The organism is Caulobacter sp. SRI_014 (genome assembly GCF_057586315.1).
The window spans coordinates 574407-595187 of record NZ_JBYCZQ010000002.1; the positions used below are offsets into that span (position 1 = coordinate 574407).

At 69.3% G+C, this 20781-nt stretch carries 23 protein-coding genes; 8 read left to right on the top strand and 15 right to left on the bottom strand.

The window, feature by feature from the left end:
- Positions 1 to 44: 44 nt before the first annotated feature.
- The 3 genes from mnmC1 (at position 45) to AC2YG9_RS08270 (ending at position 3152) form a co-directional block, all read left to right on the top strand.
- Complete coding sequence (gene mnmC1 / locus AC2YG9_RS08260) at positions 45 to 1802, top strand: FAD-dependent 5-carboxymethylaminomethyl-2-thiouridine(34) oxidoreductase MnmC1 (protein WP_487297474.1); 1758 nt, start codon at positions 45 to 47, stop codon at positions 1800 to 1802.
- Positions 1803 to 1863: 61 nt separating this feature from the next.
- Positions 1864 to 2280: a DUF6491 family protein gene (locus tag AC2YG9_RS08265; RefSeq protein WP_487297475.1), complete on the top strand. Its 417-nt coding sequence runs from the start codon at positions 1864 to 1866 to the stop codon at positions 2278 to 2280.
- A gap of 122 nt (positions 2281 to 2402) precedes the next feature.
- Positions 2403 to 3152, top strand: a complete 750-nt coding sequence (locus tag AC2YG9_RS08270; RefSeq protein WP_487297476.1) for a creatininase family protein — start codon at positions 2403 to 2405, stop codon at positions 3150 to 3152.
- 202 nt (positions 3153 to 3354) lie between these two features.
- Here the strand turns inward: AC2YG9_RS08270 and AC2YG9_RS08275 are convergent, their stop codons facing one another.
- The 6 genes from AC2YG9_RS08275 to AC2YG9_RS08300 form a co-directional block, all read right to left on the bottom strand.
- The gene (locus AC2YG9_RS08275) at positions 3355 to 4236 is read right to left on the bottom strand and encodes a ParB/RepB/Spo0J family partition protein (RefSeq protein WP_487297477.1); all 882 of its coding nucleotides are present in this window, start codon (positions 4234 to 4236) and stop codon (positions 3355 to 3357) included.
- Between the two features lie 15 nt (positions 4237 to 4251).
- Positions 4252 to 5043, bottom strand: coding sequence for a ParA family protein (locus AC2YG9_RS08280; protein ID WP_487297545.1), 792 nt, complete (start codon positions 5041 to 5043; stop codon positions 4252 to 4254).
- Positions 5044 to 5098: 55 nt separating this feature from the next.
- Entirely contained in the window at positions 5099 to 5740 is a 642-nt protein-coding gene (rsmG, locus tag AC2YG9_RS08285; RefSeq protein WP_487297478.1) for a 16S rRNA (guanine(527)-N(7))-methyltransferase RsmG, read from the bottom strand.
- Between the two features lie 7 nt (positions 5741 to 5747).
- Positions 5748 to 7598: a tRNA uridine-5-carboxymethylaminomethyl(34) synthesis enzyme MnmG gene (mnmG, locus tag AC2YG9_RS08290; protein ID WP_487297479.1), complete on the bottom strand. Its 1851-nt coding sequence runs from the start codon at positions 7596 to 7598 to the stop codon at positions 5748 to 5750.
- Positions 7599 to 7862: 264 nt separating this feature from the next.
- Positions 7863 to 9200: a tRNA uridine-5-carboxymethylaminomethyl(34) synthesis GTPase MnmE gene (gene mnmE, locus AC2YG9_RS08295; protein ID WP_487297480.1), complete on the bottom strand. Its 1338-nt coding sequence runs from the start codon at positions 9198 to 9200 to the stop codon at positions 7863 to 7865.
- Positions 9197 to 9448 carry a DUF6489 family protein gene (locus AC2YG9_RS08300; protein ID WP_487297481.1) on the bottom strand — a complete coding sequence of 84 codons (252 nt, stop codon included), beginning with the start codon at positions 9446 to 9448 and terminating at the stop codon, positions 9197 to 9199. Before AC2YG9_RS08300 ends, mnmE begins: the two co-directional genes overlap by 4 nt.
- Before the next feature lie 102 nt (positions 9449 to 9550).
- Here AC2YG9_RS08300 and AC2YG9_RS08305 point away from each other — a divergent pair, with 102 nt between their 5' ends.
- Both AC2YG9_RS08305 and AC2YG9_RS08310 read left to right on the top strand, forming a co-directional pair.
- The gene (locus AC2YG9_RS08305) at positions 9551 to 10246 is read left to right on the top strand and encodes a dienelactone hydrolase family protein (protein WP_487297482.1); all 696 of its coding nucleotides are present in this window, start codon (positions 9551 to 9553) and stop codon (positions 10244 to 10246) included.
- Positions 10246 to 11217: a quinone oxidoreductase family protein gene (locus tag AC2YG9_RS08310; RefSeq protein WP_487297483.1), complete on the top strand. Its 972-nt coding sequence runs from the start codon at positions 10246 to 10248 to the stop codon at positions 11215 to 11217. Before AC2YG9_RS08305 ends, AC2YG9_RS08310 begins: the two co-directional genes overlap by 1 nt.
- A gap of 3 nt (positions 11218 to 11220) precedes the next feature.
- On the opposite strand, the gene AC2YG9_RS08315 is transcribed toward AC2YG9_RS08310, so the two are convergent.
- From AC2YG9_RS08315 to timA, 3 genes are all read right to left on the bottom strand, one after another.
- Positions 11221 to 11739 (bottom strand): Smr/MutS family protein, encoded by a 519-nt coding sequence (locus tag AC2YG9_RS08315; protein WP_487297484.1) that lies wholly within the window; start codon positions 11737 to 11739, stop codon positions 11221 to 11223.
- On the bottom strand, positions 11736 to 12893 hold the full coding sequence (locus AC2YG9_RS08320) for an MltA domain-containing protein (RefSeq protein ID WP_487297485.1): 1158 nt from the start codon (positions 12891 to 12893) through the stop codon (positions 11736 to 11738). Before AC2YG9_RS08320 ends, AC2YG9_RS08315 begins: the two co-directional genes overlap by 4 nt.
- A 62-nt stretch (positions 12894 to 12955) precedes the next feature.
- Positions 12956 to 13573, bottom strand: coding sequence for a TIM44-related membrane protein TimA (gene timA, locus AC2YG9_RS08325; protein WP_487297486.1), 618 nt, complete (start codon positions 13571 to 13573; stop codon positions 12956 to 12958).
- 286 nt (positions 13574 to 13859) lie between these two features.
- On the opposite strand from timA, the gene secB reads away from it, so the two are divergent.
- Positions 13860 to 14351, top strand: a complete 492-nt coding sequence (gene secB / locus AC2YG9_RS08330) for a protein-export chaperone SecB (protein ID WP_487297487.1) — start codon at positions 13860 to 13862, stop codon at positions 14349 to 14351.
- 40 nt (positions 14352 to 14391) lie between these two features.
- Here secB and AC2YG9_RS08335 read toward each other — a convergent pair whose 3' ends face one another.
- From AC2YG9_RS08335 to AC2YG9_RS08360, 6 genes are read right to left on the bottom strand one after another with little or no spacing between them, the layout of a single operon-like run.
- The gene (locus AC2YG9_RS08335; RefSeq protein WP_487297488.1) at positions 14392 to 14577 is read right to left on the bottom strand and encodes a hypothetical protein; all 186 of its coding nucleotides are present in this window, start codon (positions 14575 to 14577) and stop codon (positions 14392 to 14394) included.
- A complete protein-coding gene (gene dnaQ, locus AC2YG9_RS08340) occupies positions 14577 to 15278 on the bottom strand; it encodes a DNA polymerase III subunit epsilon (protein ID WP_487297489.1) in 702 nt (233 codons plus the stop codon). The genes AC2YG9_RS08335 and dnaQ overlap by 1 nt, the downstream gene beginning before the upstream one ends.
- A 9-nt stretch (positions 15279 to 15287) precedes the next feature.
- Positions 15288 to 15902: a dephospho-CoA kinase gene (gene coaE / locus AC2YG9_RS08345; RefSeq protein WP_487297490.1), complete on the bottom strand. Its 615-nt coding sequence runs from the start codon at positions 15900 to 15902 to the stop codon at positions 15288 to 15290.
- Complete coding sequence (gene aroE, locus AC2YG9_RS08350; protein ID WP_487297546.1) at positions 15899 to 16765, bottom strand: shikimate dehydrogenase; 867 nt, start codon at positions 16763 to 16765, stop codon at positions 15899 to 15901. The genes coaE and aroE overlap by 4 nt, the downstream gene beginning before the upstream one ends.
- On the bottom strand, positions 16765 to 17364 hold the full coding sequence (locus AC2YG9_RS08355) for a Maf family protein (RefSeq protein WP_487297491.1): 600 nt from the start codon (positions 17362 to 17364) through the stop codon (positions 16765 to 16767). The genes aroE and AC2YG9_RS08355 overlap by 1 nt, the downstream gene beginning before the upstream one ends.
- Positions 17361 to 18230 carry a pyruvate, water dikinase regulatory protein gene (locus tag AC2YG9_RS08360; RefSeq protein ID WP_487297492.1) on the bottom strand — a complete coding sequence of 290 codons (870 nt, stop codon included), beginning with the start codon at positions 18228 to 18230 and terminating at the stop codon, positions 17361 to 17363. Before AC2YG9_RS08360 ends, AC2YG9_RS08355 begins: the two co-directional genes overlap by 4 nt.
- A 501-nt stretch (positions 18231 to 18731) precedes the next feature.
- Between AC2YG9_RS08360 and hemE the strand changes: the two genes are divergently transcribed.
- Both hemE and hemH read left to right on the top strand, forming a co-directional pair.
- Positions 18732 to 19760, top strand: coding sequence for a uroporphyrinogen decarboxylase (gene hemE, locus AC2YG9_RS08365; RefSeq protein WP_487297493.1), 1029 nt, complete (start codon positions 18732 to 18734; stop codon positions 19758 to 19760).
- Positions 19757 to 20779, top strand: a complete 1023-nt coding sequence (gene hemH / locus AC2YG9_RS08370) for a ferrochelatase (RefSeq protein WP_487297494.1) — start codon at positions 19757 to 19759, stop codon at positions 20777 to 20779. The genes hemE and hemH overlap by 4 nt, the downstream gene beginning before the upstream one ends.
- The last annotated feature ends 2 nt before the right edge of the window (positions 20780 to 20781 follow it).

The window sequence follows — 20781 nt, forward strand, 5'->3', positions numbered from 1 at the left end:
CGTCCAACATCCCGCCGCACGCCGCCCTGTGCTACAGCGCGCCCATGTCCACCCCCGAGTCCCCCGTAGAATGGCGCGATGACGGCCTGCCCGGGTCGCGGCTGTACGGGGACGTCTACTTCTCCAGCGAGGACGGCCTGGCCGAGACGCAAGCGGTCTTCCTCACCGGCTGCGGCCTTCCCGACGCCTGGGCGAACCGCCGCCACTTCACCGTCGGCGAGCTCGGCTTCGGCACGGGCTTGAACATCGCCGCCCTCCTCACCCTCTGGCAGGACACCCGCCCGCCAAACGCCCACCTGAGCATCTTCAGCGTCGAAGCCCACCCGATGACGGCCGCCGACGCCGCCCGGGCCCTCAGCCGCTGGCCCGCCATCGCACAGGCCGCGGACGCCCTCATCGCCCACTGGCCCGGCCCCGCCAGGGGCTTCCACCACCTCGATCTCCCCGCCTTCAACGCCAGCCTCGATCTCGCCGTCCTCGACGCCGCCGAGGCTCTGACCGCCTGGACCGGCCGCGCCGACGCCTGGTTCCTCGACGGCTTCGCCCCGGCGGCCAACCCGGCCATGTGGTCGCCCCGGCTGATGGCCCAGGTCGCCGCCCGCAGCGCCCCCGGCGCCCGCGCCGCCACCTTCACCGTCGCCGGCGCCGTCCGCCGCGGCCTGGCCGAGGCCGGCTTCGGCGTCTCCAAACAGCCCGGCTTCGGCCGCAAGCGCGAACGCACCGAGGCCGTCCTCCCCGGCGTGGCCACCGACACCGCACGCCCCACGGTCGCCATCCTTGGCGCCGGGATCGCCGGCGCGGCCCTGGCCCGCGCCTTCCGCCGCCACGGCCTCGAGCCGCGGATCTTCGACCCCGCCGGCCCGGCCGCCGCCGCCTCGGGCAATGCCGCCGCCCTGATGACCCCGCGCCTTGACGCCGGCGAGGGCCCGCCCGCCCGCCTGTTCGCCCAGGCCTTCCGCCACGCCGTCGCCGCCTATGACAGCCTGCCTGCCGCCATCCTCGCCCGGGGCGCCCGCCATCTGGCCGACAGCGACCGCGATCCGGCCCGCTTCCAGCGCATCGCGGCCAGCGCGCTGCACGACCCCGGGACCCTGACCGCTTTCGACGACGCCATCGCCATCCACGACGGCCTGGTCCTCGACCCCCATGTCCTGATCCCCGCCTGGACCGGCCCGGTCGACCGACGCGCCGTGAACCGCCTCGAGCCCAAGGGGACCGGTTGGCGCCTTCTCGGCCCCGACAACGAAATCCTGGCGGACGTCGACGCCGTCATCCTCTGCGCCGGCCACGGCACGGCCGCCCTCGCCGACCTGCCCCTGCAGCCGGTGCGCGGCCAGGCCACCATCGCCGCCAGCGCCAACATCGCCGAGCCCCTGTCCTTCGGCGCCTACGCCATCCCCTCTCCGGGCGGCGTCCTCTTCGGGGCCAGCCACCTGCGCGACCAGACCGACACCGCCGTCCGTCCGGAGGAGGAAGCCTCCAACCTCGCCCTCATCGCCGCCCGTCTGCCCGATCTCGCCGCCGACCTGGCCGCCCGGCCCCTGACCAGCCGCGCCGCCATCCGCGCCGCGACGCCGGATCACCTGCCGCTGGCCGGGCCGGTGCCCGACCACCCGGGCCTCTTCGTCCTCTCCGGCTTCGGCGGCCGCGGCTTCTGTGTCGCGCCGTTGCTGGCCGATCATCTGGCCGCAACAATCCTGGCCTATCCCTCACCCCTGCCGGCCGACCTGGCCGACGCCATCGACCCGGACCGTTTTCGAAAGCGTCAGTCGCGCAGAACCTCGCCAAGACCCACGCGTTGACCTATCGTCTTGTCGGACGGGTTTTTCGGCCAGGTTTGGCCCCTGCGGAGGTGAGCATCACATGACCAAGTTCCTGCCCAAAACTCTGGCTGCCGCGTTTCTCGGATCCGCGCTCCTGATCACCGGCGCCGCCGGTGTCGTCCAGGCCGAACCGGCCAGGAAGTCGACGCTCAGCGCCCGCACCGACTGCTTCTTCAATCGCCAGGTGCGCAACTACACCACGGCCAACGACGACAAGACTGTCTATGTCCGCGCCGGCAAGGACAGCTACAGGCTGGAAACCTTCGGCCGCTGCACCGACCTCAGCAACGCCCTGGAGATCGGCTTCGACTCCCACCCGTCCAGCAGCATCTGCAGCGCCCAGGACGTCACCATCCTGGTCAACTCCAGCATGGGCCCGCAGCGTTGCGCCGTCCGCAGCCTGGAAAAGCTGACCCCGGAACAGGTCGCCGCCCTGCCCAAGGGCGACCGGCCGTAAACTTCCTGTAATTCAACGGGTTACGTTAGCGCCGGGGCCGCGAGGCTCCGGCGTTCTCGTCTTTGCCGTCAACGCGGCCTAAGAAGGGCCGACTCCACCCTCCAAGTGCAAAGACGCTTCCCATGCTGCTCGCCAAATCGACCTGGCCCGAAATCGAGGCCTTCCTGACCCGCTCGAAGACGGTCGTCGTGCCCATCGGCTCCAACGAGCAGCACGGCCCCACCGGCCTGCTCGGCACCGACTGGATGTGCCCCGAGATTATCGCCCATGAAGCCCAGAAAGACCGGTCAGACTTCCTGGTAGCACCGACCTTCAACATCGGTATGGCCCAGCACCATCTGGGCTTCCCGGGCACCATTTCCCTCAAGCCCACAACCTTCATCGCCGCCATCGGCGACTGGTGCCGGTCCCTGGCCGGCCATGGTTTCGAGCGGATCTATTTCCTCAACGGCCACGGCGGCAACGTGAACACCATCGAGGCTGCCTTCAGCGAACTTTATGCCGAGGCCAGTTTCGGCCGTGTTCCCAGGGGCTTCGCCGCCAAGCTGAAAAACTGGTGGGACCTCGAGGGCGTCAACGCCCTGGCCATGCGCCAGTTTCCGACCGGACACGGCAGCCACGCCACCCCATCCGAGATCGCCGTCACCCAGTGGGCCTATGCCGACAGCATCAAGACCGCAAAGTATGACCCGCCGGTAGCACCGACCGGCCCGATCCGCGAAGCCGCCGATTTCAGGAAGCGCTTCCCCGACGGCCGCATGGGCAGCGATCCCGCTCAGGCGAGCCCGGAAAAAGGCGGCGAACTGGTCAGGCTGGCCGCCGGAAAGCTGTTGGCGGAGGTCAAGGCCTTCTCGGAAGAGGTGGCGCCGTAGCGCCAGGACGTTCGTCGTTTCAAAGCTCTCCCCCCGCTTGCGGGGGGAGGACCGCTCTGGAGCGTCCAGCGACAGAGCAGGAGGGGGGCAAGTCTGTCTGCAGGAGGAACCTCCCTACCGCCGGTGGGGCCCGCCTCCTGATTTCTCCCTGAGGGTCGAAATCTGTCCTCCCCCCACTTCGCGGGGGGAGAGCTTGAGCGGCCTACCCCGCCCGGGTCAGGCGCCGGCAGAGGTCGTCCAGCTGCTCGAGCGTGGCGTACTTCAGCCGCACCTCGCCCTTGCCGCCGGCGTCGCGGATCTCGACTTCCAGACCCAGGATATCGGCCAGGTCGCTCTCCAGCGCCGTGGTGTCATGATCCTTCACCGCCTGTGACGGCGCCTTCGACGGCCCGCGCGGCTTCGGATCGGGGCCCTTCAGCAGGGCCTCGGCCTGGCGCACGCTCAGGCCCTCGGCGACGATCCGCCGGGCCAGCTCGACCGCCCGCTCGGACCCGACCAGGGTCCGGGCATGGCCGGCCGTGAGTTCGCCGTCGACCAGCATGTTCAGCACCGGCTGCGGCAGGTTCAGCAGCCGCAGGGCATTGGCCACATGCGGCCGGCTCTTGCCCACCGCCTCGGCCACTGCCTCCTGGGTATGTCCGAACTTCTCGATCAGCGCCTTGTAGCCCAGCGCCTCTTCGTAGGGGTTGAGATCGGTCCGCTGGACGTTCTCGACAATGGCGATTTCCAGCACCTGGCGATCGTCGAACTGACGCACCAGGATCGGCACCGTGCGCAGGCCTGCGACCTGGGCCGCGCGCCAGCGCCGTTCACCGGCGACGATCTGGTATTCGCCCTCGGCGCCCGGCATCGGCCGGGTCAGGATCGGCTGCAGGATGCCCTTCTCGCGGATCGAGGCGGCCAGAGCGTCGATGTCCTCACGCGAGAACGAGCGCCGCGGCTGGTCCGGATTGGCCCGGATCAACTCGATCGGCGTCTCGCGCGCCCCGCCGTCGCCGCCGGCCGGCGCCGCCGTTTCGGCGGCGTCCGCCTCGCCCAGCAGGGCCGACAGTCCGCGCCCCAGTCCCCGACGTCCTTCAACCATAACCCGTTCTTTCTCTTACGTATTTTTGGCTTCGCGACGATCGCGCTCGCGCCGCACCACTTCCCGCGCCAGCTGCAGATAGGCCTGCGAGCCGGCGCACTTCAGATCGTAGATCAGCACCGGCTTGCCGTGCGACGGCGCCTCGCTGACCCGCACATTGCGCGGGATGACCGTCTCATAGACCTTGTCGCCGAAGTGGTGGCGCACGTCGCGGGCCACCTGTTCGGACAGGCTGTTGCGGCGGTCGTACATGGTCAGCACCACCCCCTGGATCTCCAGGGCCGGGTTGAGGCTGCCGCGCACCAGCTCGATGGTCCGCATCAGCTGGGTCAGACCCTCCAGCGCGAAGAACTCGGTCTGCAGCGGCACGAACACCGCGTCCGCCCCGGTCATGGCGTTGACGGTCAACAGGTTCAGCGACGGCGGGCAGTCGATGAGCACGTAAGAGTACTTCCCGGTCGCCCGCAGCGCCGACAGGGCGTCGCGCAGCCGATAGGACCGCCGCTGGCTGGCCGCCAGCTCGGTCTCCAGGCCCGAAAGGTCGGCGTCGGAGGCAGCCAGGTCGAGGCCCGGCAGCGCCGTCTGCACGGCGGCTTCGGCCAGGGTCCTGTCGCCCATGTAGACGTCGTACATCGTCACCTTGCGGGCCGAGCGCGGCACGCCCAGGCCCGTCGAGGCGTTGCCCTGCGGGTCGCTGTCGATCAGCAGCACCGACTCCCCGACCGCCGCCAGGGCGGTGCCCAGGTTGATGGCCGTGGTGGTCTTGCCCACCCCGCCCTTCTGGTTGGCGATGGCCAGCACCCGCAGGGGGCGCTGGGCATGCGGAGCGGCGCCAGGACCGTCGAATGTCTGGGGGGCGGTTTCAACGTCCACGCTTCGCACTCCGGATATCGACAATCCGGCCATCCGGATCGCTAAGGCTTTGAATCAGCGTCGCTTCCAGCTTCCAGCCGGCCGCCTTCGCCTCGTCCAGCTCGGCCTGCGCCGCCTGGCCCTTGAGGAACAGACCGCGCGCGCCACGCCGCAGGTAGGGATCGGCGAAGCCCAGCAGCTTGGGCAGGGCCGCCACGGCCCGCGCCGTCACCACATCGACGGCGATCTTCACATCCTCGGCCCTGGCGTCATGCACCGTGGCCGGAAGCTTGAGCTCCTGAACCACCGCCGACAGGAAGCGGCAGCGCTTGGTCAGGCTCTCGACCAGATGCACATGGGCGCCCTCGCGGCCCTTGAGCAGGATGGCCAGCACCAGGCCGGGCAGGCCAGCCCCGGTGCCGAGATCCGCCCAGACCTTCGCCTCGGGCGCCAGCTTGATCAGCTGGGCGCTGTCCAGGGCATGCCGCGACCAGAACACGGCCATGGTTGCCGGCCCGATCAGGTTCATATGCTGGTTCCAATCGGCCAGCATGGCGCGATAACGCTCGAGGTCGGCCATCTGGGCCGGGGTCGCGCCGACCGTTTCGGCGAAGGCCTCACGGCCTTCCAGCATAGGGGTTTCAGGCAGCATAAGGGGTTCAGGCTGCACGGGCGCGCCGCACATGAGCCAGCAGGGCGGTGATGGCGCCGGGGGTGACGCCCTCGATCCGGGCCGCCTGGCCCAGGGTCAAGGGCCGCACCCGCTGCAGCTTCTCGCGCACCTCGTTGGACAGGCCGCCGATGGCCCCGTAGTCGAGATCGGCCGGCAGCCGCAGGTTTTCATCGCGCCGGAAGGCGTCGACATCGGCCTGCTGGCGGTCGAGATAGCCGCTGTAGGCGGCGTCGATCTCGACCTGCTCGCGCACCGCCGGAGCCCAGTCCCCGATCTGCGGCCAGATGGCCGTCAGCCGGTCCAGGGTCACATCCGGATAGGCCAGCAGTTGGCCGATATCCCGCCGCTGGCCGTCGGCCTTGACCGGCAGGTCCAGTTTCTGGGCCTCGGACGGCGTCAGGGTGTGGCTTCTGGCGAAATCGCGGGCCTCGGCGAGCTGACGTTGTTTCACGTGAAACACTGCCGCCCGGGCCGAGCCGACCACCCCGGCGTCAATGCCGCGCTGGGTCAGCCGCTGGTCGGCGTTGTCGGCTCGCAGGGTCAAGCGGAACTCGGCCCGGCTGGTGAACATGCGATAGGGCTCCGTGACGCCCCGGGTGACCAGGTCGTCAATCATCACCCCGATGTAGGCCTCGTCCCGGGCAAACTCGACGGCGCCCGACCCGGCCGCGGCCCGCGCCGCGTTCAGCCCGGCCACCAGACCCTGGGCCCCGGCCTCCTCGTAACCCGTGGTGCCGTTGATCTGTCCGGCCAGGTAGAGGCCCGGCAACCGCTTCACTTCGAGCGTCGGGAACAGCTCACGCGGATCGACATAGTCGTATTCGATGGCATAGCCCGGCCGGAAGATGACCACATCCTCCAGCCCGGGGATGGTCCGCAGGAACAGGCCCTGTGTCTCCTCCGACACCGAGGTCGACACCCCGTTCGGATAGACGGTCGGATCGTCGAGGCCTTCCGGCTCCAGGAACACCTGATGGCTGGTCTTGTCGGCGAACCGCACGACCTTGTCCTCGATCGACGGGCAGTAGCGCGGCCCGATCCCCGTGGCCCGGCCGCCATAGACGGCAGACTCGCCGAGCCGCTCGGCGATGATCCGGTGAGTTTCCTGGGTCGTGAAGGTGATGCCGCACTGGATCTGCGGCACATCGATCCGGTCGTTGAGGAAGCTGAACGGGACGGGCTCGGCGTCCGCGTCCTGCATTTCCAGCCGGTCCCAATGGATGGTCCGCCCGTCCAGTCGCGCCGGCGTGCCGGTCTTGAGCCGCCCGAGCGCCACACCGCTGGCGTACAGCCGGTCCGACAGGCCGATGGCTGGCGCGTCACCAACACGACCCGCCGGAATGCGCTGCTCGCCGAGGTGAATGACGCCCTTCAGGAACGTGCCCGTCGTCAGGACGACGGCCTTGGCCCGGTATTGTGTTCCCGTCGCGCCTACTGCCCCGACGACCACGCCGTCCACGACGATCAGGTCCTCGACCGCCTCGGCGACGATCTCGAGGTTCGGGGTCGCCGCCAGCTCGGCCTGCATGGCCTCACGATAGAGCTTGCGGTCAATCTGGCTGCGCGGCCCACGCACCGCCGGCCCCTTGGACCGGTTGAGCATGCGGAACTGGATTCCGGCCTTGTCGGCCATGCGGCCCATGACGCCGTCGAGGGCGTCGATCTCGCGAACCAGGTGCCCCTTGCCCAGGCCGCCGATGGCCGGATTGCAGCTCATCTCCCCGATCGTCTCGAGCTTGTGGGTCAGCAGCAGGGTGCGCGCGCCAAAGCGGGCGGACGCTGCCGCCGCCTCGCAGCCCGCGTGGCCGCCACCGATCACGATCACATCGAAAGACATCGCATTCTCAAACAGGATCGCCCCCGGACCTTGTTGGAGGCGAGCGGGGGCGTTGGGCGAGTCTTATACGGCGCCGGGCGCCGTTGAGTCACGGGGAGTCGCCGAGAGTTGATCGCGATGTTTCACGTGAAACATCGCTGGCCGCTTCGCGGTGGCGCCGGGCCGCGCCGCGGGTGGTCTCCGGGTGGTCGATCCGACGTCCCGGATCCGTCAAACCACCGCCACCCGGGTGGTCAAAACGGCCGATGTTTCACGTGAAACACCCTATTTGCCGATACAGAAGCTCGAAAACACCACATCTAGTATGTCCTCGGCCCCGATCCGCCCCGTCACCCGGGCCAGAGCCCGCGCCGCCAGCCGCACGTCCTCGGCCGCCAGCTCGACGGCCGGCTCCAGCTCCTCCAGCGCCCGCGACAGCCGTTTGTGGGCCTCCCGCAGGCTTTCCCCATGCCGGATCCGGGTCGCCAGCGGCGTTTCGCCGCCACCCAGGGCCGCGACCACCCGCCGCTCAAGCTCTTCGCGGAGCCGCCTCACGTCCTCCGTCGCCAGGACGGACATCGACAGGCTGTCGAGCGGTTCCGCCCCCCGCGCCTCGTCCCGATCCAACCCCGCCGGCAGATCGGCTTTGGTCAGCACCAGGAGATCGCCCGGCCTGGCCAGCCCATAGGCCTGCCGCCAGGCGCCCGAGGCCGACTGGTCCACGACCCAGAGCCGCAGGTCGGCGTCCATCGCCCAGACCCGCGCGCGCCTTACCCCCTCGGCCTCAATGGCCTCATCGGTGTCGCGCACCCCGGCGGTGTCGGCCAGCAGCACCTTGTAGCCGGCCAGCACCAGCGGGACCTCGATGACATCCCGCGTGGTCCCCGGCGTGGCGGTGACAATGGCCGCGTCCCGGCCGGCCAGGGCGTTCAGCAGGCTCGACTTGCCGGCGTTCGGCGCACCGATCAGCGCCACCCGGAACCCTTCCCGCACCCGCCGCCCGCGCCCCTCGTCGGCCAGGGCCTCGCCGATCTCGGCCAGCAGAGCCTCCAGCGGTGGCCGGGCCCGGTCCGCGACATCGGCCGGCAGTTCCTCGTCCGGGAAGTCGACCGCCGCCTCCAGCATGGCCAGGGCCTGAACCAGCTGGCCCCGCCAGGTCTCGTACCGCCGCGACAAGGCTCCACCCAACTGGCCCAGCGCCTGCCGCGCCTGGCCTTGCGTCTCCGCATCGACCAGATCGGCCACCGCCTCGGCCTGGGCCAGATCCAGCTTCCCGTTCTCGAAGGCCCGCCGCGTGAACTCCCCCGGCTCCGCCAGCCGCAGCCCCAGGTCATGCAGCGCCTGGACAACCCCCTCGACGATGGCCGGCCCGCCGTGCAGGTGCAGTTCGGCCGCGTCCTCGCCCGTGTAGCTCCCCGGCCCGGGCGTCCAGATGACCAGCGCCTCGTCCAGCACCTGACCCCCGGCGTCCTTCAACCGCCGCAGCGACGCCCGACGCGCGGCCGGAACCGCCTTGCCGGTCAGGGATTCCAGCGCCTGACCACTGCCCGGGCCGGACAGCCGCACGACCGCAACCGCCGCCCGGCCGGGCGCGGTCGCCAGGGCGAAGATCGTATCGGTCATTTGCCCTTTGAGCCGCCCATGGCGCCGGTGGCGGCGGCCGTCATCAGCTTGCGGAACTGCTCCTGCGCCCCCATCCCGAAGCTCATCCAGGTCTTCATCAGCTCCTCGGGCGCCAGGGCCGCCATGTTGGCGTCCATCCGCTTCTGCATCTCGGCCATCATGTGGTCGTTGAGGGTGGTGACATCCGGCAGCCCCAGGAAGGTGCGGGCCTCCACCGGGGTGCAGTCGATCTCGACAGTGACCTTCATGGGTTTCAGACTTTCTGGGAGGCGGACCACACCTTTGTCATTGGGTTGTGGCCTGCCTCGCGTTTAAGTGCGGCAAATCAGTCAACGGAACGAGAGACGACCATGAGCGGTGAACGCCTGACCATCAAGACGCCCGACGGCGACTTCTCGGCCTATGTGGCCCGGCCCGCGCAGTCGCCGGCCCCGGTGATCGTGGTCATCCAGGAGATCTTCGGCGTCAACAAGGTCATGCGCGACATCGCCGACGACTTTGCCGCCAAGGGTTACATCGCCGTCTGCCCCGACCTCTTCTGGCGGATCGAACCGGGCATCGACATCACCGACCAGTCGGAAGCGGAGTGGAAGCGGGCCTTCGAACTGTTCAACGCCTTCGACGTCGAAAAGGGCATCGAGGACATCGAGGCCACCATCGACCAGGTCCGCAATCTTGACGGCTCGACCGGCAAGGTCGGCGCCGTCGGCTACTGCCTGGGCGGGCGCCTGGCCTACCTCACCGCCACCCGCACCGACGTCAACGCGGCCGTCGGCTACTACGGGGTCGGCATCGAAAACTATCTGGCCGAGGCAGAGAAGCTGGCCAACCCCCTGCTGCTGCACATCGCCGCCGAGGACGGTTTCGTGCCCAAGGAAGCCCAGGCCCTGATCCATCAGGAGCTGGACAACCACGCCCAGATCGAGATCCACGACTACCCCGGCTGCGACCACGCCTTCGCCCGCCAGGGCGGCGAACACTATGACGCCGCCGCCGCCGAACTGGCCAACGGCCGCACCCTGGCCTTCTTCAAGGCCAACCTCTGATGCTGGCCATACAGGCGCGCGAAGCCGGCGGAGTCGAGGTCCTAGAGGCCGTCGACGTCCCCGTTCCGACCCCGGGTCCCGGCCAGGTTCTGCTTCGGCAGGAGGCGGCCGGCCTCAACTTCATCGACACCTATTTCCGATCGGGCCTCTACCCCGCGAAATTCCCCCTGACCCTGGGCCAGGAAGGCGCCGGCGTGGTCGAAGCCGTCGGCGAAGGCGTCACCCGCTTCAATGTCGGCGACCGCGCCGGCTACGGGGTCGGCGGTGGCGGCGGCTACGCCGAAGCCGTGGTCCTGAAGGAGGACAAGGTCGTCAAGCTGCCGGACGGCATTTCCGCAAGGGTGGCGGCGGGTGCGTTGCTCAAGGGCATGACCGCCGAGTTCCTGATCCGCCGCTGCTTCCCGGTCGCGGCCGGCGACGCGGTCCTGATCCATGCCGCCGCCGGCGGGGTCGGACTGATCCTCAGCCAATGGGCCCGGTCGCTGGGCGCCTTCGTCATCGGCACCACCAGTTCGGACGCCAAGGCCAAACTCGCCCTGGAGAACGGCTGTGACCACGTCATCCGCTACGACCAGGGCGACTTCGCCCCGCAGGTCCGCGACCTGACCGACGGAGCCGGCGTCCGCGTGGTCTACGACGGCGTCGGCAAGGCCACCCTGGAAGGCAGCCTCTCCAGCCTCGCCCGACGCGGCATGCTGGTCACTTTCGGTAACGCCTCCGGGCCCGCGCCGGCGGTGGAACCGTTGCGCCTCAGCCGTGGCGGCAGCCTGTTCATGACCCGCCCCACCCTGTTCGACTACGTGACCACGGCCGAAGAACTCGACGACAGCGCCGGGGCCCTCTTCGAGAAGATCCTGTCCGGCGCGGTAAAGATCGAGATCGGCGCGGCGTTCGCCCTGAAGGACGCGGCCAAGGCGCATGAAGCGCTGGAAGCCCGCCAGACAACGGGTTCGACGCTGCTGATCCCCTGACGGTCAGCGGGCCTTCTTCAACGCCACGTAGAAGGCCCCCTCGCCGCCGTGCCGACGATCGGCCTGCTGGACCCCGGCCACGAATACCCGCAGCGGCGGCTGCGACAGCCACAGCGGCGTCATCCCCCGCAGGGTCTCGCGCCCGCCGCTGCCCTTGCCGGTAATCACCAGCACCAGCCGGTCGCCGCGCTCGACCGCCGACAGGATGAACCCCTCCAGCACCGGCCGCGCCCGCTCCAGGGTCAAACCATGCAGATCGACCCGCCCGGCGATGGCCTCCCGCTCCTTGACCACTCGCCGAGACCGGTTCGGCTCCAGCGGCTCGGGCGGCGGTTTCGGCTTCGTCGCCTTCACCGCCCTGGCCAGGGCGGCCCGCCCTTCCAGCTTCGGCGGCAGCGCGTCACCTTCGGTCGCCACAGCCTTCGCCGCCTTTGGAATCCTGCGCCCCGGCAACGGCTTGACCGTCTCGGCCACCCGCGCCCACAGCGCCAGTTCCTCGGGACGGGCGGGGCGCTTGCTCATTCCGGCGCCGGGATGAGCCGCCACATTTGCAGCGCGTGCTTGACCCGCCCCGCCTCGCGGCCCGCCACGTCGCCACTGCCGATGTAGAGGTCGGCCCGGACCTGGCCGCGAATGGCGCCGCCGGTGTCGAGCGCCGAGACCAGCCGGCTGTAGCGCGGGAAGGCCCCGTTCAGACTCGGGGCCTGACCGTCGATCCAGTAGAGCGCCCCGTAATCATGGTAGCCGGAGTCGATGGCGATCGCCCGTCCGGCCGGCAGCGGTACGCCGGCTGCCCCGGTCGCCTCGCGGCCATCGTCATCCTCCATGCGGAAGAAGACGTAGCGCGGGTTGAGCCGCATGATGGCCTCCGCCTCCGGCCCACGATGTTCGGCCAACCAGGTCCGGATCGCATCGCCCGAGGTGTTGTTGCCCGCCAGCAGGCCCTGATCGCGCATCGGCGTGGCGATGCCCTTGAACGGCAGCCCGTTGGTCGCCGCGAATACCGCCCTCTTGCGCCGCCCGTCGGGCAGCACCAGAACGCCAGATCCTTGAATCTGCAGGAAAAACAGGTCCTCCGGCCGCATCCAGGCCAGGGGCTGGGCCTCGTCGGTCGCCTCGATGGCCGCCCGGTCGAAGTAGGGGACGAGGGCGCCGTCGAGCTCCCGGGCCTCACCCTTCCAGCCGGGCCGCGCCGCATCGGGGGCGAAGGCCGGGTCCTGAACGAGATCGGCGGGCTTTGGCCGCACGACGGCGGTGAACTCCCCGGTCCGGGAGAACCGCGCTTCGTACTGCGGGGAGAAGTAGGCGGTCAGCAGCCCCTCGCCGCCAACCGGCACAGCCCGGAAGGTCTGTTCGAGGAAGCTCCTGGCTGCCGATCCGCTCAGCGGCCCCGCCGCCCGAACCCTGGCGCAGACCTGGGCCAGTTGGGGCAAGGGTTTGGACCGGCAGCTCACAGCCACGGCCGCCAGGGCGGCCGCGTGGTCCTCGGCCTCCCAGCCGGGAAGCTGCGACAGCTGGATTCCGGCCAGTGGCGGTTTGGGCGGCTGTGGCTGGGGACGTTCGGGAACAGGCGCCGGCGCGGGAGCGGGCGGCGCGGGCTTCGGCCCGGTGGTCTCGCAGGCCGACAGCAACAGGGCCGCGCCCAGCACCGGAATGAGGAAACGAATCAACGCCATGTCACTGTCATACCCTTCGCCCGCTTTCCGGGAGAAGGACCGGCTGTGGGCCGGTCGCCGCTCTAGGCTTCCGCCGCATCCACATTGACCAGCACCCAGTTGGGGTCCCGGCTGGTCACGTCGCGCTCGAAGGTCCACAGCTCGGCGGTGCGGCGGTCGTCGACGGCCTCGCCCTCGGCGTTCTTGGTGCGGGCCCGGAACTCGGCCAGGAAGCGGACCACCACCCGGGCCATGTCGCCGTCCATGGTCGCCGACTCGAGATCGGCGCGCGGCGGGTTGGCGAACTCCACGGACTCGGTGGCGCCCTCGGCCTCGCGGGCGGCGATGGCCCCCTCGAAGCTGTCATAGACGGCCGGCGACAGCAGGCGTTTCAGGGTCTCGCGATCGCCATCCGCGAACGCCTTGACCACCATCTGATAGGCGCCCTTGGCCCCGCCGAGGAAACGCCCGATGTCGAAGTCGGGATCGCGCGCCCGCAGCGCCGCCAGGCCGGTCAGCACCACCCCGTCGGGGATCGGCTCGGGCTCGGCGGCCGGCGGACGGGCGTCGCCGCGCTCGATGGCCTCGGCCTGAGCGTCCTCCGGTTGGCGGCCGACCCGCCGGCCGAGCACGGAGTACAGCTGATAGAGCACCACGCCGGCCAGGATGGCGAACAGGATGAGCTGAAGGGTCTGGTTCAAAGCGGGGCCTGGCGGTTCGAGAAAGAGGACAGTGTCTGACGGCTTGTCAGGGTCAATATAGGGCAAGGAACGCCCCGCGTCAGGGTAGGGTTCGCTTCCGCGAGCCCGTCAGGCGGAAGCGCATGCGGTTCCGCCGCCCGGACGGGCTCGAACTCAAAGTGAGGGGCCTGTTTATCCAGATCGGCATCGATCCGGACAGGCCCCGCGACGGGCGGCGGCGTTGCGCGCCTTCTGGGGCCGTGATAGCGACCGCGCCTTCCGTTTTTCAACTCCGGACTACCCGAACATGACCGATACCGTCGCCGGCGCCACCAACGGTGAACAGATCACCGCCCCCGGCATCCGGGTCCTGGCCCAGTACACCCGCGACCTCTCCTTCGAGAACCCCCGCGCCCCCGACAGCCTGCGCGTCACCGGCGAGCAGCCGGCCATCGACATCGGCGTCGAGCTGAACGCCAAGGGCCGCCCCGACGGCCTGTTCGAAGTTGAGCTGAAGCTGGTCGTCGACGCCAAGAAGGGCGCCGAGCAGTCGTTCGCCGTCGAGCTGGTCTACGGCGGCCTGTTCGAGCTGTCGGGCATCCCGCCCGAAGAGCTGGAGCCGGTGCTGATGATCGAGGCCCCGCGCTTCCTGTTCCCCTTCGCCCGCCGCATCATCGGCGACCTGACCAGCGACGGCGGCTTCCCGCCCTTCATGCTCGAGCCGATCGACTTCGCCGGCATCTACCAGTCGCGCCGCGCCCAGGGCGAAGGCGAGGGCGTGGTGGTCGGCCAGGCCTAAGCCAAACCTTGAAGCAGGCGCGGAGCGATCCGCGCCTGTTCTATTTCCCGCGCATGGTTTCGACGCTGCCGTAGCCGAACACAAAGCCGAACGCGGCCGTCAGATACATCAGGTAGTCCGGTCCGCCGCTCAGGCCGATCACACCCGTGATCACGAAGAAGCACAGCGCTACCCCGGCCTGAATGCGCGTGCGGGTCCGCTTGTCGAGACCTCGCCAGAACTTCATCAGCCCAGGCTCAGCCAGACCGCCTTGTCCTTGAGCACATCGCGCACGAAGGCCTCGTGCGCCGCCCGCTCATCCTCGGTGATCCGGCAGGCCAGGGGCCGGGGCCGCGCGCCGTAAGCGGCCTGCACCGCCGCATGGGCGGCCCGAACGGCCATGGTGCTGGTCAGGTCGAGGGCGCGTTCCTTGCCGCCCTGCAGCTCCAGATAGACCATCGCCAGCAGGTTGGAGTCGATCAGCGCCCCGTGCTTCTCGCGCCCGGCCAGGCTGATCTTCATCCGCTTACAGAGGGCGTCCAGGGAGTTGTACATCCCCGGGAACTTCTTCTTGGCCATGGCCAGGGTGTCGACCCAGCGGTCGTCCGGCGGGCAGGGTTTGCCGCAGCGCTCCAGCTCGGCGTTGATGAAACCCCGATCGAACGGCGCGTTGTGCGCCACCAGGGTGTCCTCGCCGATGAAGGCCAGGAAGGCGTCGACCACCTCGGGATGATGGAAGCGCGGCTTGTCCTTCAGGTGGGCGGCGCTGATGCCGTGCACCCGCTCGGCGTCCGGATCGATGGGCCGGTCCGGCTGGATGTATTGGTGGAACTCACGGCCGGTCGGCATGAAGTCGACGACCTCGACGCAGGCGATCTCGATGATCCGGTGGCCGGATCGGGGATCGAGCCCCGTGGTTTCGGTGTCGAGTACGATGTGCCGCGCCATCGCCCTGTCTTAGGTTGGTTCGTCGCCGCGCGTCCACCCGGCGCGAAGAGTTGCTAACACATGCCGCACCTGGTCGCGGGCGTGGTCGACGCCCTGGCCGGTGTCGATGATGAAATCGGCCCGCTCCCGCTTGATCGCATCCGGCGTCTGGCGGGCGAGGATGGCCTCGAACTTCTCCACGCTCATGCCTGGCCGAGCCAGGACCCGGGTCCGCTGCTGGTCGGCGGGGGCGGAGACGACGACCACGCAGGCCATGTTCTTCTCGCCGCCGGTCTCGAACAGCAGGGGGATGTCGAGGACGACGATGTCGGCCTGTTTCTCGGTCGCCTCCTTGAAGAAACCGACCCGGCTCGCGCCCACCAGCGGATGGACGATGGCCTCCAGCCGCTTCATGGCGTCCGGATCGTTCAGCACCTTCCTGCTCAGCCGCTCGCGATCGACCGCGCCATCGACGACCACGTCGCCGAACTCTTGCTCCAGCGGTTCGACGGCCGCCCCGCCCCGGGCGTAGAGCTGGTGCACGGCGGCGTCGGCGTCATAGACCGGCACGCCCTCGGCCGCGAACAGCCCGGCCGTGGTCGACTTGCCCATGCCGATGGAGCCGGTGAGGCCGACGAGGATCATGACGCGGCCCCAAGCGCTTCAAGACAGAGTTTACGGACATCGACCCCCTCCGGCGGGGGTTGGCCGAAGAAGGCCTCGAAGCTCGGCGCCGCCTGGCGGATCAGCATTTCCAGGCCATCGACCGTGCGATGACCCCTCGCCCGCGCCAGGCGCAGGAACTGGGTCTCCAGCGGCTTGTAGACCATGTCCATGATCACCGCGTCCGACGGAAGGGCGGTGAAATCAATCTCCGGCCCGTCGCCGCCGCCCAGCCCCAGAGAGGTGGCGTTGATCACCAGGCCGGCATCCTGAAGCGCCGCGTGATGATCTGCCAGGCCACAGGCGCTGACCGTGCCGCCCAGGGCCCGGGCCAGGACATCCGCCCGTTCTGCGCTGCGGTTGATCAGCCGCACGGCGGGCGATCCGGCCATGACCAGAGCCGCCGCCGCGCCGCGCGCCGCGCCACCGGCGCCCAGGATCACCGCCGGCGCGACCGTCGGGTCATAGCCCGGCGCCTGTTCGAAGATGGCATCCAGCATGCCCGGACCATCGGTGTTGCGGGCGACGATCTTGCCGTCTGGCTGGAAGGTGAGCAGGTTGGCCGCCCCCGCCTTCTCGGCCAGCTGCCCGGCCAGGTCGGAAAGCTCCAGCGCCGTTTCCTTGAACGGGATGGTGACGTTGATGCCCTTGACCACACCGCCCCGCATCGCGGTGGCAAAGGCCGCGAAGCCGTCCTCCGGCACATTGAACGGCACATAGACCGCATCGATCCCGGCCGCGGCGATCCAGGCATTGTGGATCACCGGGCTGAGCGAATGGGTCACCGGACAGCCGGCAATGCCGGCCACCTGGGTGGCCCCGCTGATCTTCACCCCCCGGCGGATCACAGGTCCAGCGCCCCGTGCCGCCGCAGCAGGTCGAGCAGGCCGACCATCGGCAACCCCAGGATGGTGAAGTAGTCACCGTCGATCTTCGAGAACAATTGCACCCCCTCGTCCTCGAGCCGGTAGCAGCCCACCGAGCCGAGGATCCCCTCCCCCATCCGGCCCAGAAAGCCGTCGAGATAGTCGTCCGTGAATGGCCGCATGGTCAGGCTGGCCGACGGAACCTCGCGCCAGATCGGCTGGCCGTCGAGGGCCACGACCACCGCCGAATGCAGCTGATGGCGCTGGCCGCGCAGCAGTTTCAGCCGTTCACGGGCCTCATCCAGGCTCCTGGCCTTGTCGAACAGCCGGCCTGCGAAATCGAGTGTCTGGTCGGCGCCGATGACCAGGGCGCCCGGCCGCTTGCCGCTGGCCCGCACCGCCTTCAGCTCGGCCAGGGCGTCGGCCACCTCGCGCGGGGTCGCGTTGTCGGCCAGCAGGGACGCCTTGGCCGCATCCTCGTCGACGCCGGGCGAGATCGCCTCATGCTCGACCCCGGCCGCACTGAGCAGGGCCCGACGGGCGCTGGACGTAGAGGCCAGAACAACAGGACGGCTCATGCCACCTCTCCACCCTGGCCGCCTTCAACCTGGCCTCTGGGGCTGTGCAGCAGGTTGATGATCGCCGCCGCCGTTTCCTCGACCGAGCGCCGGGTCACATCGATCACAGGCCAGCCCTCGCGCTCGAACAGGCGGCGGGCATGGATGATCTCCTGGCGGATGGCGTCGGTGTCGGCGTAGTCGCTGCCCCGGTCCTCCTTCAGCGACAGCAGGCGGTTGCGGCGGATCTGGGCCAGGCGGTCTGGGCTGGCGATCAGCCCGACGATCAGGATGTCCTTGCGCAGTTCCTTGAGCTGCTGGGGCACCGGCATATGCGGCACCAGGGGGATGTTGGCCGCCCGCACCCCGCGATGGGCCAGATAGATGCAGGTGGGGGTCTTGGAGGTCCGCGACACCCCGACCAGCACCACGTCGGCCTGGTTGAGGTCCTGCGGCCCGCCGGCCCCGTCGTCGTGACCGATGGCGTAGTTCAGCGCCTCCATGCGGTCGAAATAGTCGCTGTCCAGAGCGTGCTGAGCGCCAACCCGCGACGACACCGCGATGCCCAGATAACGGCTCATGCTGGCCATCACCGGATCGAGCGGGGCGATACAGGGCATTTCCAGGGCCCGGCAGCCCTCTTCGAGCGCGGCGCGGAGTTCCGGCTCGGCGATGGTGTGCATGACGATGCCGGGAGCAGCGGCGATTTCTTCCAGCGCCCGCTCCATCTGCCGGGGCGAGCGGACCAGGGCGTAGATGTGCTCGATCGGCAGGGTGTCGCTGAACCGGGCGCAGACGGCGCGGGCCATGGCGTTCAGCGTCTCCCCGGTCGAGTCCGACACGAGATGGACGTGAAAGTATGTGGCGATGCGGGCCGGCGCGGTCATCGAGGGGTTCCATAACGCGGGCGCGCTGGTGCAACCAGCCTGTGGATCGTCCGTTAAGAGATCGTTAACCGATCCACAACGGTCCCCGGCCTCCGGGCGGGTCGCCCGAGCCCGGTGGATTAACCTTTCATTTACCTTTGCGGCGCCCACAGGACGCCATGCCCGTCGAGCCCCTCGAACAGCCCTGTTGGGGATGAGTCTAACGACTCATGTTCAGCGATCACGGCGCCATATCGGTGCTGCGGATTCCTCAATCGGAATCAGCCGCTTGCCGAGCTGTCCCCAGAATCCCCAGCCGCGCGAAGGGCTGTGGGAATCCGGTGGCGTTGTCCTCGGATTGTCCCGGCGCCGTCACGCCGCTGTCATGGTTATCCCCGGCTTCCCCTGCCCCACCTTCCTCTTCCGTCTTAAATTAATCTTCTATTAAGAATTTAAGGAGGGGGGCCTTCGAGGGTGAGAGTCCCCTTGCGTGGCGAGGCTTGGGGCGCAAGAAGGCGACCCATGACGCCCGCTCCCCTTTCCCCCCTGCTCCGTGTCCTCGCCGGCGAGACCCTCGAGCGCCCGCCCGTGTGGTTCATGCGCCAGGCCGGTCGGTACCTGCCGGAGTATAGGGCGGTGCGGGCCACAGCGCCCGATTTCATCGCCTTCTGCCATGACCCGGAGAAGGCCTCCGAGGTCACCCTCCAGCCCTTGCGGCGGTTCCCCTTCGATGCGGCCATCGTCTTCGCCGACATCCTGCTGATCCCGGGCGCGCTCGGCCAGAAGGTCTGGTTCGAAGCCGGCGAGGGTCCCCGGCTGGGCGAGCTGCCCTCGCTCGACAGCATGGCCGGCGAGATCGAGGCCTCCACCGACCGCCTGTCGGCCATCGGCCAGACCCTGTCGCTGGTTCGGGCCCAGCTGCCCGCCGACAAGACCCTGATCGGCTTTGCAGGCGCCCCCTGGACGGTCGGCAGCTACATGATCGAGGGCGGCTCCTCCGACCGCTCCAAGGCCCGCACCTTCGCCTATGAGCAGCCGGACGCCATGGACCGGCTGATGGACATCCTTGCCGAGAGCACGGCCCGCTATCTCGCCATGCAGGAAGAAGCCGGCGCCCAGGTGCTGAAGATCTTCGAGAGCTGGTCCGAGGGCCTGCCGGAAGACCTCTTCCACCGCCTGGTCATCCGCCCGCACAGGCTGATCCTCAAGCGGCTCAAGGAGCTCGGCGTCACCGCCCCGGTCATCGGTTTCCCGCGCGGCTCGGCCGCCTATGCCGAAACCTATGCGGATCAGGTCGACGTCCAGTGCGTCGCCCTCGACACCGCCGCCCCCGCCGCCCTTGGCCAGAGCCTCCAGAAGCGTGTGGCCATCCAGGGCGCGCTCGATCCCCTGCTGTTGCGGGCCGGGGGCCCGGAGCTTGACCGCCGCGTGGATCAACTTCTTCGACAATGGGGCGATGGCCGCTACATCTTCAATCTCGGCCACGGCATCCTGCCCGATACGCCGATCGCCCACGTCGAGCGGGTGCTGAAGATGGTGACCGGCAAGTGAGCAAACGGATCGCGGTCGTGCTGTTCAACCTCGGCGGGCCGGATGGTCCGGAGGCGGTCGAGCCCTTCCTGTTCAACCTGTTCAACGACAAGGCCATCATCGGCCTGCCGGGCGTTGTCCGCACGCCGCTGGCCCGGATGATCTCGCGCCGCCGCGCGCCGATGGCCCAGGCCAACTACGCCTTGATGGGCGGCGCTTCGCCCCTGTTGCCCGAGACGACCAGGCAGGCGAACGCCCTGCGGGAACTGCTGTCGACCGCGCTGCCCGGCGATGAGGTGCGTTGCTTCATCGCCATGCGCTACTGGAAGCCGCTGACCGAACAGACGGCCGCCGAGGTCGCCGCCTTCGCCCCCGACGAGATTCTGCTGCTGCCCCTCTATCCGCAGTTCTCGACCACCACGACCGGCTCTTCCCTGAAGGCCTGGGCTGAGGCCTACAAGGGTTCTGGCCGCACTCGCACGGTCTGCTGCTGGCCGGCGGGAACGAGCTTCCTTGCCGCCCACGCCCGGCTGATCGAGCAGGCCTTCGAGGCCGCCGGACGGCCGGCCGGCGCCCGCTTGCTGTTCAGCGCCCACGGCCTGCCCGAAAAGATCATCAAGGCCGGCGATCCCTACCAGGCGCAGATCGAGGCGACCGCCGCCGGCGTCGCCGCCCGGCTCAATGGCGATTGGGACTGGCGGGTCAGCTACCAGTCCAGGGTCGGGCCAATGAAATGGCTGGGCCCCAATACCGAAGACGAGATCCGCGCCGCCGCCAGGGAGGGCCGGCCCCTCGTCATCGTACCGATCGCCTTCGTCTCAGAGCACATCGAGACCCTGGTCGAACTGGACATCGAGTACGCCGAGGTGGCCAGGCACGAGGGCTGCCCGGCCTACATCCGCGTCCCGGCGCTCGGCGTCGACGCCGGCTTCATCGCCGGCCTTGGCGATCTGGCGCTGGCGGCCCTGAACCGCGATGGCCTCGAAAGCGACGGCTCGTTCCGCTGTGCGGGCCACGGCAATTGTCCGCGCGCCGCCTGACA